This is a genomic window from Streptomyces monashensis (assembly GCF_001866665.1).
In the GTDB taxonomy this organism is placed as follows: Bacteria; Actinomycetota; Actinomycetes; order Streptomycetales; family Streptomycetaceae; genus Streptomyces; species Streptomyces monashensis.
Map to the genome: position 1 here is coordinate 57,653 of NZ_MLYO01000033.1, position 12,096 is coordinate 69,748.

Annotated in this window: 11 protein-coding genes and 1 pseudogene; 3 read left to right on the top strand and 9 right to left on the bottom strand. The window is 73.0% G+C overall.

Annotated features, from left to right (window positions below; all coding sequences use genetic code 11):
• Nucleotides 1-73: 73 nt before the first annotated feature.
• The gene (locus tag BIV23_RS19995; protein ID WP_071382342.1) at nt 74-1,225 is read right to left on the bottom strand and encodes an acyl-CoA dehydrogenase family protein; all 1,152 of its coding nucleotides are present in this window, start codon (nt 1,223-1,225) and stop codon (nt 74-76) included.
• A gap of 90 nt (nt 1,226-1,315) precedes the next feature.
• Here BIV23_RS19995 and BIV23_RS20000 point away from each other — a divergent pair, with 90 nt between their 5' ends.
• Together BIV23_RS20000 and BIV23_RS20005 are read left to right on the top strand one after the other, a co-directional pair.
• Nucleotides 1,316-1,963: a TetR/AcrR family transcriptional regulator gene (locus tag BIV23_RS20000; RefSeq protein WP_071382268.1), complete on the top strand. Its 648-nt coding sequence runs from the start codon at nt 1,316-1,318 to the stop codon at nt 1,961-1,963.
• Nucleotides 1,964-2,004: 41 nt separating this feature from the next.
• Nucleotides 2,005-2,718 carry an ArsR/SmtB family transcription factor gene (locus tag BIV23_RS20005; protein ID WP_079173259.1) on the top strand — a complete coding sequence of 238 codons (714 nt, stop codon included), beginning with the start codon at nt 2,005-2,007 and terminating at the stop codon, nt 2,716-2,718.
• A 34-nt stretch (nt 2,719-2,752) separates the two neighbouring features.
• Here the strand turns inward: BIV23_RS20005 and BIV23_RS20010 are convergent, their stop codons facing one another.
• From BIV23_RS20010 to BIV23_RS20045, 8 genes and pseudogenes are all read right to left on the bottom strand, one after another.
• Entirely contained in the window at nt 2,753-3,835 is a 1,083-nt protein-coding gene (locus BIV23_RS20010) for a Zn-dependent alcohol dehydrogenase (RefSeq protein WP_071382270.1), read from the bottom strand.
• A 32-nt stretch (nt 3,836-3,867) separates the two neighbouring features.
• The gene (locus tag BIV23_RS20015) at nt 3,868-5,256 is read right to left on the bottom strand and encodes an aldehyde dehydrogenase family protein (protein WP_071382271.1); all 1,389 of its coding nucleotides are present in this window, start codon (nt 5,254-5,256) and stop codon (nt 3,868-3,870) included.
• Nucleotides 5,257-5,381: 125 nt separating this feature from the next.
• Nucleotides 5,382-6,758 carry an ABC transporter ATP-binding protein gene (locus tag BIV23_RS20020; protein ID WP_071382272.1) on the bottom strand — a complete coding sequence of 459 codons (1,377 nt, stop codon included), beginning with the start codon at nt 6,756-6,758 and terminating at the stop codon, nt 5,382-5,384.
• 263 nt (nt 6,759-7,021) lie between these two features.
• Nucleotides 7,022-7,720 (bottom strand): class F sortase, encoded by a 699-nt coding sequence (locus BIV23_RS20025; RefSeq protein ID WP_071382273.1) that lies wholly within the window; start codon nt 7,718-7,720, stop codon nt 7,022-7,024.
• Entirely contained in the window at nt 7,707-8,381 is a 675-nt protein-coding gene (locus tag BIV23_RS20030; protein WP_071382274.1) for a hypothetical protein, read from the bottom strand. Before BIV23_RS20030 ends, BIV23_RS20025 begins: the two co-directional genes overlap by 14 nt.
• 101 nt (nt 8,382-8,482) lie before the next feature.
• A pseudogene (locus BIV23_RS20035) lies at nt 8,483-9,151 on the bottom strand (MFS transporter); the annotation flags it as partial.
• 144 nt (nt 9,152-9,295) lie between these two features.
• Nucleotides 9,296-9,913 (bottom strand): TetR/AcrR family transcriptional regulator, encoded by a 618-nt coding sequence (locus BIV23_RS20040; protein ID WP_071382275.1) that lies wholly within the window; start codon nt 9,911-9,913, stop codon nt 9,296-9,298.
• A 65-nt stretch (nt 9,914-9,978) separates the two neighbouring features.
• Nucleotides 9,979-10,581: a hypothetical protein gene (locus BIV23_RS20045; protein ID WP_071382276.1), complete on the bottom strand. Its 603-nt coding sequence runs from the start codon at nt 10,579-10,581 to the stop codon at nt 9,979-9,981.
• Between the two features lie 162 nt (nt 10,582-10,743).
• Between BIV23_RS20045 and hmgA the strand changes: the two genes are divergently transcribed.
• Entirely contained in the window at nt 10,744-12,054 is a 1,311-nt protein-coding gene (gene hmgA, locus BIV23_RS20050; protein ID WP_071382277.1) for a homogentisate 1,2-dioxygenase, read from the top strand.
• The last annotated feature ends 42 nt before the right edge of the window (nt 12,055-12,096 follow it).

Below are 12,096 nucleotides of genomic sequence, written 5' to 3' on the forward strand. Positions count from 1 at the left end.
GGGGAAGAGCATCGGCGGACGTGGCCCGCGCCACATCCGCCGAGATACTCAGACGACGTACTCAGCGACGTACTCAGAACGCCGAAACCCCGGTCAGGGAACGGCCGATGAGCAGTTTCTGGATCTGGGTGGTGCCCTCGTAGAGGGTCATCACACGGGCGTCGCGCAGGAGTTTGCCGACCGGGTACTCGTCGATGTAGCCGTAGCCGCCGAAGACCTGGAGGGCGTTGTTCGCGGCGCGTACGGCGGCCTCGGAGGCGAACAGCTTGGCCTTGGAGGACTCGACGGCGAACGGCTGCCCGCGGTCGATCAGATCGGCGACCCGCCAGGTCAGCAGCCGGGCCGCGTCCACGTCGACGGCGATGTCGCTGATCAGCTCCTGCACCAGCTGGTGCCGGGCGATCGGCTTGCCGAACTGCTCGCGCTCACCGGCGTAGCGGACGGCCGCGTCCAGTGCGGCCTGCGCGATGCCGACGCATCCGGCGGCCACCGACATGCGCCCCTTGGCCAGCGCCGACATGGCGACCGAGAAACCCTTGCCCTCCTCCCCCAGCATCGCCGAGGCGGGCACCCGGACGTCCTCGAAGGCGAGTTCGGCGGTGGCCTGGCCGCGCAGGCCGAGCTTGCCGTGGACGGTGCGGCGGGTCAGACCGGGAGTGTCGGTGGGCACGAGGAAGGCGGAGACTCCCTTGTGACCGGGGGCGTCGGTGGAGCGGGCGAAGAGCAGGACGACGTCCGCCCAGGTGCCGTTGGTGATGAACATCTTCGCGCCGTTGATGACGTAGTCGTCGCCCTCGCGTACGGCGCGGGTGGTGAGGTTGCCCGCGTCGGAGCCGGTGCCGGGCTCGGTGAGGCCGAAGCAGCCGACGTACTCCCCCGAGGTCAGGCCCGGCAGCCAGCGGCGCTTCTGCTCCTCGTCCCCCCAGGCGGCGACGGTCTTGGCGACGAGCCCGAGGGAGACGGAGACGATCCCGCGCACGGAGGAGTCGCCGCGCCCCAGCTCCTCGGTGACCAGGCAGTACGCGAGATGGTCGCCGCCGGAGCCGCCGTACTCCTCGGCGACGGTCAGCCCGAGGAAGCCGACCTCGCCGAGCTTCCTCACGATGCTCCGGTCCACCTCCTCGGCGCGGTCCCAGGCCACGACGTGCGGGGCGATCTCGCGCGCCACGAAGTCCCGGGCGAGCTGCCGTACGGCGGTCTGCTCCTCGCTCAGCTCCAGGTTCACCACGCGATCACCCCACACCAGACGTAGCTTGAAATCCGTACATTTAAATTAGCACTGCTAGTTTCTGTTCCCAGCCCTACTATGTGCGCCATGGCCCGACCGCGCAAGCCCCTCCTCAGCACCGACCGGATCGTCGAGACGGCCCGGGAACTCGTGGACCGCGAGGGACTGGCGGCCGTCTCCACCCGCCGGCTCGCCGCCGAACTGGGGGTGAGCGGGCCCTCGCTCTACAACCACTTCCGCACCAAGGACCAGATCCTGGAGGCGGTCGCGGACTCGGTGAGCGCCCTGGTGGACCTGGCGATGTTCGAGGACGGCCGCGACTGGCGCACCGCGCTGCACGACTGGGCCGTCTCCTACCGGGCCGCCCTGCGCGACCACCCCAACATCGTCCCGGTGCTGGCCCGGGGCCCGGGCCGCCGTCCGGCCGCACTGCGCCTCGCCGACGCGGTCTACGGCGCGATGGTCGACGCGGGCTGGCCGCCGGCCCAGGCGACCTCGATCGGCGCGCTGATGCGGTACTTCATCATGGGCTCCGCGCTCGGTTCGTTCGCCGGGGGCTTCGTGGACGACGCGAGCGCGTACGACCCGGCCGACTACCCCCACCTCGGCCAGGCCCACCTCCTCGCCGAGCAGCAGGAGAAGATCGACGAGCGGGCCTTCGAGGCGGGGCTGACGGCACTGCTGGACGGGCTCGAGCGGCAGTACGAGCAGGTCGGGCAGGACGTACAGCGATAGTTCGGCGGGCGCCGAAGTGTCCGTGCGGCATGCTGGGACGCATGACCACCAAAGATCCGCGGGCCGCCGCACTGGCCGCGCTCGCCGCGTTGATCGCCGACGAGACCCGGGCCACGTGTCTGCTGGCGCTGCTCGACGGGCGGGCCTGGACGGCGGGTGAGCTGGCCCGGCACGCGCAGGTCGCCGCGTCCACGCTCAGCGAGCATCTGGGCCGGCTGGTCGCCGGTGGTCTGCTCGCCGAGGAACGGCAGGGACGGCACCGCTATGTACGGCTGGCCGACGCGCGGGTCGCGGGGCTCGTGGAGGATCTCGCCGCGCAGGTGCCCGCGGCGGCGCTGCGGCGCCCTCCCCGGACGCTGCGGGAATCCGGTGCCGGGTCGGCGATGGCGCGCGGACGCACCTGTTACGACCATCTCGCGGGGCGCGTCGGCATCGCGCTCACCGACGCGCTGACGCTGCGGGGGCTGCTGCGGCAGGACACCGGGTTCGCACTCACGGACGCGGGGGTGGCGTGGTTCCGGGAGGTCGGTGTTCCGCTGGAGGTCTCGGGCCGGCGTCCGCTCGCCCGCGCCTGCCTGGACTGGACCGAGCGGCGGCCCCATCTCGCGGGAGCGGCCGGGGCCGCGCTGTGCCGGCACGCGCTGGATGCCGGGTGGTGTGTGCGGATCGGGTCGGAGCGGGCGGTGAAGGTGACCCCCTCGGGGGAGCGGGAGTTGTCGGAGTTGCTCGGCGTTCCGCCGGAAGCGTGGCGCTGAGTCCGCGCCCCCGCACCCCTTCGGGGCACGCACCTCAGAACACCACGAGTGCCCGGCCGCCCTTCCCGGCGAGCATGTTCTCGAAGGCCGCCGGGATGCCCTCCAGGCCGATGCGATCGGTGACCAGTGCGGACAGGTCCAGGCGGCCCGCGCGGACGTGCTCGGCGAGGACCGGGAGGTCGCGGGCCGGATCGGTGTTGCCGTAGACGCAGCCCGACAGGGTGCGGCCCCAGTGGAAGATCTCCAGGGCGTTGAAGGTGACCTGCTCGTCCTTGCCGCCGATGCCGACGACCGTCGTGCGGCCGCCCCGGCGGGTGGAGTCCCAGGCGGCGCGGATGCTCACCGCACGGCCCGCGCACTCCACGGCGACGTCCACGCCCTGTTTGCCGGTGAGGGCGCGGATCTCGCGGGCGGTGGTGTCGGAGGCGAGGACGAAGTCCGTCGCGCCGGCCGCGCGGGCCAGTTCCTCCTTCGCCGGGGAGACGTCCACGGCGACGATCCGGGACGCGCCCGCGATGCGCGCCGACTGGAGGGTGGCGAGGCCGACGCCGCCCACACCGAAGACCGCGACCGTCTCCCCGGGGCGGACCTTCGCCGAGTGGTGGACGGCGCCGTAGCCGGTGAGGACGGCGCAGCCGAGGAGGGCGGCGTCCACCAGGGGCACGCCCTCGGGGAGGGGAAGCACGCAGGACGCGGGGACGACCGTCTCCTCGGCGAACGCGGCCACGTTCAGGCCGGGGTGGAGGTCGGTGCCGTCGGCGGTGCGGGCGTGGACGTCGGCGGCGCCGTTCAGCGCGTTGGCGCACAGCCAGACCTCGCCGAGCGAGCAAGCGTGACAACTGCCGCAGGAGGGAGCCCAGTTGAGGACGACCGGGGCTCCCGGGGACACATGGGCGACGCCCTCGCCCACCGACACGACCGTGCCCGCGCCCTCGTGGCCGAGGACGGCCGGGACCGGCACCCGCATGGTGCCGTTGGACAGGGACAGGTCGGAGTGGCAGACGCCCGCGGCCGCGAGGCGGACGCGGACCTGTCCGGGACCGGGGTCGGGCAACTCGACGTCGGTGATCTCCAACTGCGCGCCGACGGCGGGCAGGACGGCGGCTCGTACAGCCATGGGTCACGTGCTCCCTTGGAACTGGAAGGACTTCAGAACTGGAGGGACTTGGTCTGGAGGTACTCGGCGAGTCCGTGCGCGCCGAGTTCCCGCCCGACCCCGGACTGCTTGTAACCGCCGAAGGGGGCGAGAGGGTTGAACCGGCCGCCGTTGATGTCGACCTGGCCGGTGTCCATGCGGCGGGCGAAGGCGACCGCCTCGGCCTCGTCGGCGGCCCAGACGGCGCCCGCGAGGCCGTACACCGTGCCGTTGGCGATGCGCAGCGCGTCCTCCTCGTCGTCGTACGGCAGGATCGCGAGGACCGGGCCGAAGATCTCCTCCTGGGCGATGGCCATCTCCGGGGTCACGTCGGCGAAGACCGTCGGGCTGACGAAGTAGCCCTTCTCGTGCGGCGATTCGGGGCCGCCGGTGACGAGGCGGGCGCCCTCGGCGACGCCCTTCTCGATGTAACCGCGCACGCGTGCCCGCTGCTTGGCGCTGACCACCGGCCCGATGCGGTCGCCGTACTTGACGGCCGCGGTGCGGGCCAGTTCGACGGCCTCGTCGTACCGGTCGCGGTGGACCAGCATGCGGGTCCAGGCGCTGCACGTCTGGCCGGAGTTGGACATCACGTTGGCGACGCCGACGTTCACCGCCCTGGCGAGGTCGGCGCTCGGCAGGATGACGTTGGCGGACTTGCCGCCGAGTTCGAGGGCGACCCGCTTCACGGCCGCTCCGGCGACGGCGCCGATCTGCCGGCCGACGGCCGTGGAGCCGGTGAAGGAGACCAGGTCGACGTCTGGGTGCTCGGCGAGGGCCTGGCCGGCGACCGGGCCGAGGCCGGTCACCAGGTTGAACACCCCGGCCGGCACGCCCGCCTCGTGGACGGCCTCGGCGAACAGCTGGGCGGTGAGCGGGGTGTCCTCGGCGGGCTTGAGCACGACCGTGCAGCCCGCGGCCAGGGCCGGGGCGACCTTCGCGACGATCTGGTGCAGGGGGTAGTTCCAGGGGGTGATCGCACCGACGACACCGACCGGCTCGGCGAGGACGGTGGAGTTGCCGACCTTCTCCTCGAAGGAGTGGGCGGCCGCCAGTTCGGCGTAGGAACCGGCGACCGCGATCGGCACCGCCGCGTGCACGGCCTGGGAGAACGGGAGCGGGGAGCCCAGTTCGGCGGTGACCGTCTCGGCGATCTCGTCCTTGCGGGCCACGAGGGCGTCCCGCAGCGCCGTGAGACGTGCGGCCCGCTCGGCGGGGGGCGTGGCGGCCCAGCCGGGCAGGGCGGCCCGGGCCGCTCGGACGGCCGCGTCGACGTCCGCCGCGCCACCGGCCGGGACACGGCCGATGACCTGCTCGTCGGCCGGGTTCACGACGTCGATCGCGTCCGCGCTCGCGGCGGGGCGCCAGGCGCCGTCGATGTACAGGCCGTCATGTGCCTTCATGATGGTGCTTCCTCCCGGCGGGTCGGCGTCGTCCGGCACACAAACTAGCGGCGTTAGTTTTTCTGCGCCAGACACCGCCGGCTCCACCGGACGCTCCCGGACATCATCGCCGGACCGGGCGGCGGTCACTCGTCCAGGTCGGGCAGCCGGTCGGGGGACGGGCAGATCCGGTCGCCGTGCCGGTCGAAGACGAACAGTCGCTGCAGGTCGACGAGGAGCGGGACCTGCATGCCGTGGTACAGCCGGACGTCCGGGGTGGTGCGCACGACCAGGTCACCCGGGAGCCGGACGCCGGACCGCGCGGATTCGGCTTCCGCCGTCGCGTCCTGCGGCGGCTGCTCCATGACGACCACCGGACCGGCCACCGGACCGCCCACCGGCCCCGCGCGCCGGGACCCCGCCCGCTCCCGCAGCCGGTCCAGCATGCCCGGCTGCCCCTGCCGGCGCAGCCGGCGCGGGGGCCGGGCGGCGGGGCGCGGCGCCTCCAGTTCCGGCACGACGGCAGGCCGCGAACCGGTGGTGAAGTGCACGAGGACCTCGTGCCCCTGGAACTCCACGTGCTCCACCAGCCCGGTGATCAGCGCCTCGCTCGGCCGGGCCGCGTCCCGGTCGGCGATCCGCACCACCTCCGAGCGCAGCCCGACGATGACCTCCCTGCCCTGCTGCACCCGCAGCAGCCGGTGGTCCTGGCAGAGGGGTTCGGGCAGCCGCAGCGCCTGCTTGCCCAGGCTGATCGTCATGGCGCCGTCGAGCGGGGCGCGGACCACGCCCTGGAGCAGGTTGATGCGCGGGATGCCGATGAAGGCGGCCACGAAGACGTTGCGGGGCAGGGCGTAGACCTCGCGCGGGGTGCCGACCTGCTGGAGCACTCCCCCGCGCAGCACGGCGACCCGGTCGCCGAGTGACATGGCCTCGGCCTGGTCGTGCGTGACGTACACCGTGGTGATCCCCAACTCCCGGGTCAGCTGGGATATTTCGGCCCGCAGCCGATTGCGCAGCTTGGCGTCCAGGTTGGACAGCGGCTCGTCCATCAGGAACGCCGAGGGGTGCCGGGCGATGGCCCGGCCCATGGCGATCCGCTGCCGCTCGCCGCCGGAGAGCTGGCTCGGGTAGCGGTCGAGCAGGTCTTCCACGCCCAGCATGCGCGCGGTGGCGGTGACGCGCGGGGCGGGGTCGGCGCCGGGGTCCTCGATGCGCAGCGGGAAGCCGATGTTGTCGCGGCTCGTCATGCTCGGGTAGAGGGCGAAGTTCTGGAACACCATGGCGATGTCCCGGCCGGCGGGCTGCCAGTCGTTGGCGCACTCCCCGTCGAGCAGCAGTTCGCCCGCGTCGATGTCCTCCAGGCCCGCGATCATCCGCAGCACGGTGGACTTGCCGCAGCCGGACGGGCCGAGCAGGACCAGGAACTCGCCGGGCGCGATGTCCAGCGAGAGGCCGTCGACCACCCGCGTGCCGCGCATGTAGGACTTGCTCACGTCGTGCAGTGAGATGGCGCGTGTCATGCCTGCCGCCCCCGGGGGCTGTCCGGAGCGCCGCTGCTCCGTGGTCCGAACGCCCCGCGCGGTCTCACGGGGCCTGTGGGTCACGGAAGTTAACGGAATGGGCCCGGGCGGGGAAGACGCGCGAGGACGGAGAGAACGGCGGGGCAGGTGGGAGCGGAAGCGGAGGCCCGAATTCAGCGGGCGGCGAGGGCGTTGTCCGTATGACGGACGCCTCACGTCCCGGCGGACGGTCGCTCGCCGGGCCGGCTACAGGCTGCCGTGGCTCAGCGGGTCGCCGCCGTGCCCGGTTCGCGTACGGCGGTGAGGTGGGCGAAGACGACCACGTTGCTGGTGTAGCCCGTCCGCCGGCTGTAGTAGCCGCCGCACGTCAGCACGCGGAGCTCCGGACGCAGGGCCGGGGCGTAGACCTCCCTGTCCGGGAAGCCCGCCTTGTCGTAGACCTTCATCCGGTCCACCGTGTAGACGGCGGTGCGGCCGTCGGCCCGCTCGACCTCGATGGGCTTGCAGGGCTCGACCTGGGCGAGCCCGGCGAAGACGGCCGGGCCGGTCGACGTGTCCCGGTGCCCGACGGCGATCGCGGTGCCGGACTCGCCCGGTGTGGGGCCTCCCTCGTACCAGCCGACCAGCTTGGGTCTGTCCATGGGCGGGGTCTCCAACTCCCCCGCCCTGCCCAGCCGAAGGCCCGTGATCCGGCCGTCGATGCCCAGCGAGGGGATGCGGAAGGACGTCGGCCGGGACCGTGGCAGCGGCACGGGCGGGGGTCCGGGGGGCGCTTCGCAGATGCGCGCCCCCGCCCCCGCTCCATGGGCGGCCGTCATGCCGCCCGCCCGGCCAGGCCCGGTGTACCCCCCCGCGCACCGGCGCCCCGCCGCCACCAGGACGGTCACCAGGAGGGCCGTCCTGGCGAGGCGGTAGGCACGGGTCCGGTGCCAGGGCCTGCGTCGGCGTCTACGCGGCGCCATGAGAACGCCGGCGGCTGCGGCGGAGATAGATCACACCGCCGACCGCGCTCAGCCCCACGGCACCCGCGGCGGCCACCGGCGAGTACGCGGCGGCCGTGTCGACGAGACCGCCCCCGCCCGCGTGCACACCGCCCCGCGGCGGGTCGTGGCGGTCTCTCCCGTCCCAGCCCGGACCGTCCTGCTCATGGTGGTCCCGGTGGTCCTCGATCTGTCCGTTCGCACCGTGCTCGTCGTCGTGCCGGCCTTCGTGGCAGTTGACGCGGAAGAGCTTCTCCTTGACGGCGCCCGCCGCGACCCAGGTGAGCTTGTACTGCCCGTCGGTCAGGCCGATCGCGTCGGTGTGTCCGGCGCCGCCGGCGAGCGTGATGACCCCGGTGACGGTGGCGGCAGTCGGCAGCGGGGGCTGCGCCTGGATGATGTAGGGGATATTGGGCAGGATGTCGAAGTTGACGGCATCGAGGTAGAACTTGCAGACCGTCGGCTCATCCTTCGTCACACCGTAGGGCACGCCCACGCTGTGCACCCTGATGTCGCCGTTCTCCCCTTGGGCGGCCGCGTGCGGCGCCGCCACCCACGACGCGCCCACCGCGGCGAGGGCAGCGATGGCGACAGTGACGCCCGCACGGGGGCCGAGAACACGTGGTGAGGTCTGAGTGGGCATGCACGTTCCTCCGAGTCAGATGATTTTCATACAAATCCATCTTTTGTCTGGACTCTGCGCGATGGCCGCCTCCTCCCACGGCACCGACGTCCGGCGCGCCGTCAGAGATCGCTCGTGCGGCGCAATCCCGTGCCCCCCGCCCGCTCCCCCGCCACCCGTCCGGCCCCCTCGGACCGCCCCGGCGAGCGCACCGCCACCCCCGCCGACAGCAGCAGCAACGCCCCCGGCATCACGAACGGCGCCGCCGCACCCATGACCCCGGCGGCCAGACCGGCGGCGGCCGGGGCGGCGACCTGGCCGAGCCGGTTGCCGGTCAGGCGCAGGGCGAGCGCGGTGGACCGGGCCTCGTCGGGCGCGGCCTGCACCACCGTGGTCATCGACAGCGGCTGGCCCACCCCCAGAAAGAAGCCGAGCGGCGTCAGGAGCAGGCCGAGCGTCCACACCGGCAGCGGCAGGGCGGTGCCGGCGCACACCAGCGCCACCGGGGAGCAGGTCACGGTGAGCAGCGCGGCCCGGCCCAGCAGCCGCAGCAGCGGGGTGAGGACCAGCCGGCAGGCGATCGTCGCCCCGGCGCGCAGGCTCAGCAGGACGCCGAAGGCCGTCGGCGCGATGCCCCGGTGTTCGCCGACGACCGGGAGGTAGGCGGTGAGGACGTCCGTGGCGGACAGCACGGAGAGGCTGACGAGCAGGCCGGCCGGGACGCCCGGGGCGCGCAGGATGCGGCCGACCGGGACCCGGTCGCCCCGCCCCGCACGGGACGTGCCGGCCGTAGAGACGGTGCGGGTGACGCGGGCCGCGTTCCCGAAGGGGAGCCTGGCGATCCGGGTCCGGCGAAGACCATGCCGGAGACGTCGAGCACGTTCTCGGCGTGGGCGGCGATGCGGGCCTTCTGGCCGGGCTGTGCGGCCGACGGCTCAGTCCAGGACGCGGCCCAGGTACGCCCGCAGCAGTTCGCGGGTCTCGGTGATGATCGGCTCGTCGCCCTGGGGGTCCGTGCGGAAGGCCAGTTGGACGAGGGCGTCCGCGCTCTCCACGGCGACCAGGAAGACCCGCCGCAGTTCGTCGTCCGGGGCGCGGCCGACATAGCCGGAGAGCAACTGGATGAGCCGCTCGGCGACCCGGGTGTTGGGTTCGGCCCGGTGGACGCCGACCGGTATCTGGTTGCCGAAGTCGACCAGCGAGAAGCCGGGCGCGGTGCGCTTCATGGCGAGGTACTCGTCGAGGACGGCGTCCATCGCGGCCCGCCAGTCTCCCGCACGGGTTTGCTTCAGCCGCTCGGTGACGCGCTCGGTGTAGCGCTCCAGGTTGCGCTGGGCGAGGGCGTCGGCCATCTGCCGCTTGTTGCCGAAGAAGCGGTAGACGGAGCCGATGGGCACACCGGCGCGCAGCGCGACCGCGCGGGTGCTCAGGTCGTCGTAGCCGACCTCGTCGAGGAGTTCGGCGCAGGCGTCGAGGATCCTGGTCAGCCGTTCGGCACTGCGCCGTTGGACGGGCGCACGGCGGAGCGATGTCGCATGGGGCACGGGCTTCATGATGCCTCTCCGCCCTGGGTCCGGTGAACCTCGCCCTCCCGTACGGACGACGACGGGTGATCCGCTCACCGCACCGGGGAGCCGCCCATCGTCGGCGCGGACGACGCCTTCCCCCCGGACCGCGCCGAGCCGGGCGACGAGGCCGGCGCCGGGCTCCGCGAGGGCTCCGGGTCCGACACGGTGATGTCGGCGGTGCTCTGCACCGGCTTGCCGTGCACGGCCCACGCGGTGCCGTCGTCGGCGTACAGGCGGGCGGTGACGTGATGGGTGCCGCGCGGGACGAGCCGGCCGGGCAGGTGGTAGTCGTACGAGCGCAGCCGGGCGGTCTCGTGGCCGTCGACGAAGAGATAGGCGAGCCCGCGTCCGGTGGCCGCCGCGCGTCCGGCGCCGGGTGCGGAGCAGTGGAAGCGGCGGAAGGTCAGCCGCACGTCCCAGCCGTCGTGCGTGTCCGGCGTGACCTCGACACCGACCCCGGGCGCGTTCTTCGTGCCGGCCTCGCGCAGGTGGCGCCCCGCCCCGTCGGTGTCGCCCAGGACCTTGCCGACCGGCGCGGGCGACGGCGCGCCGCCCCGGGTGTGACCGCTCGTGCAGTCCGCCGCACCGAGCGGCAGCAGGACGCACGCCGCGAGTGCGGTGAGGGTTCTGCGGGTCCACGGCGTCCTGGGCATGGTCGCGAGAGTAGAACAACATTCCGGTCTTTCGAATCCGTCTGAAGTCTGGTTCCAGCCGGTCTCCGTGGTCCCTCGGACGGAGTGGGCGAGATCCTCTTGCGTCCGCCCCCACTCATTCCTACGGTGTTACATAGGAATCGGGAACGCAAGGGAGCGATCATGAGCGGGGACCCCCGGAAGACCGCCGCGGGACTGTCGTACCTGACCGGGTTCGGCAACGAACACGCCTCCGAGGCGGTGCCGGGCGCCCTGCCCGAGGGCCGCAACTCGCCGCAGCGCGCGCCGCTCGGGCTGTACGCGGAGCAGCTGAGCGGCTCGGCGTTCACCGAGCCCCGGGCGCACAACCGCCGCTCCTGGCTGTACCGCATCCGCCCGTCGGCCGCGCACCCCGCGTTCACCCGCACCGACAACGGCGCGCTCCGCACGGCGCCCTTCACCGAGTCCGTGCCCGACCCCAACCGGCTGCGCTGGAACCCGCTGCCCGAGCCGCCCGTCGGCACCGACTTCCTGGCCGGCCTGTGGACGCTCGGCGGCAACGGCGACGCGGCCCAGCGCACCGGCATGGCCGTGCACCTGTACCACGCCAACTCCTCGATGGAGCGCGTCTTCTCGGACGCCGACGGCGAGCTGCTGATCGTCCCCGAGCGGGGCGGGCTGCTGCTGCACACGGAGTTCGGGCGCCTGCAGGTGGAGCCCGCGCACGTGGCGCTGGTCCCGCGCGGGGTGCGGTTCCGGGTGGAGCTGCTGGACGAGTCCGCGCGCGGCTACGTCTGCGAGAACTACGGGGCGCCGTTCCGCCTCCCCGACCTGGGTCCGATCGGCGCCAACGGGCTCGCCAACGCACGGGACTTCAGGGCACCGGTGGCCGCGTACGAGGAGGCGGCGGGCCCGGTGGAGGTGGTGAACAAGTTCTGCGGCAACCTCTGGGCCGCGACGTACGACCACTCCCCGCTCGACGTGGTCGCCTGGCACGGCAACCACGTGCCCTACGTCTACGACCTGCGCCGGTTCAACGTCATCGGCAGCATCTCCTACGACCACCCGGACCCGTCCGTCTTCACGGTCCTGACCTCCCCGTCGGACACCCCGGGCCTGGCCGGTGTCGACTTCGTCGTCTTCGCGCCGCGCTGGCTGGTGGGCGAGGACACGTTCCGGCCGCCGTACTTCCACCGGAACGTGATGAGCGAGTACATGGGCCTGATCGAGGGCGCCTACGACGCCAAGGCGGAAGGCTTCGTGCCGGGCGGCGGGTCGCTGCACAACATGATGTCGGCACACGGCCCGGACCGGGAGACGTTCGACCGGGCGAGCACGGCCGAGCTGACGCCGCAGAAGATCGACGACGGTCTGGCGTTCATGTTCGAGACCCGCTGGCCGGTGACCCTCACCCCGCACGCGGCGGGCGCCGACCACCTCCAGCCCTGCTACGACGACGTGTGGCGGGGTCTGGAGCCCCACTTCCGGGCGTGACACCCGTGTTGCGCCCGATGTTCATCGACAGGTACGGATAAT

Coding starts and splice junctions, on each gene's coding strand:
- BIV23_RS20000 (WP_071382268.1), top strand. CDS start 1,316: ATGGCCCGACCGCGCAAGCCCCTCCTCAGCACCGACCGGATCGTCGAG.
- BIV23_RS20005 (WP_079173259.1), top strand. CDS start 2,005: ATGACCACCAAAGATCCGCGGGCCGCCGCACTGGCCGCGCTCGCCGCG.
- BIV23_RS20010 (WP_071382270.1), bottom strand. CDS start 3,835: ATGGCTGTACGAGCCGCCGTCCTGCCCGCCGTCGGCGCGCAGTTGGAG.
- BIV23_RS20015 (WP_071382271.1), bottom strand. CDS start 5,256: ATGAAGGCACATGACGGCCTGTACATCGACGGCGCCTGGCGCCCCGCC.
- BIV23_RS20020 (WP_071382272.1), bottom strand. CDS start 6,758: ATGACACGCGCCATCTCACTGCACGACGTGAGCAAGTCCTACATGCGC.
- BIV23_RS20025 (WP_071382273.1), bottom strand. CDS start 7,720: ATGGCGCCGCGTAGACGCCGACGCAGGCCCTGGCACCGGACCCGTGCC.
- BIV23_RS20030 (WP_071382274.1), bottom strand. CDS start 8,381: ATGCCCACTCAGACCTCACCACGTGTTCTCGGCCCCCGTGCGGGCGTC.
- BIV23_RS20040 (WP_071382275.1), bottom strand. CDS start 9,913: ATGAAGCCCGTGCCCCATGCGACATCGCTCCGCCGTGCGCCCGTCCAA.
- BIV23_RS20045 (WP_071382276.1), bottom strand. CDS start 10,581: ATGCCCAGGACGCCGTGGACCCGCAGAACCCTCACCGCACTCGCGGCG.
- hmgA (WP_071382277.1), top strand. CDS start 10,744: ATGAGCGGGGACCCCCGGAAGACCGCCGCGGGACTGTCGTACCTGACC.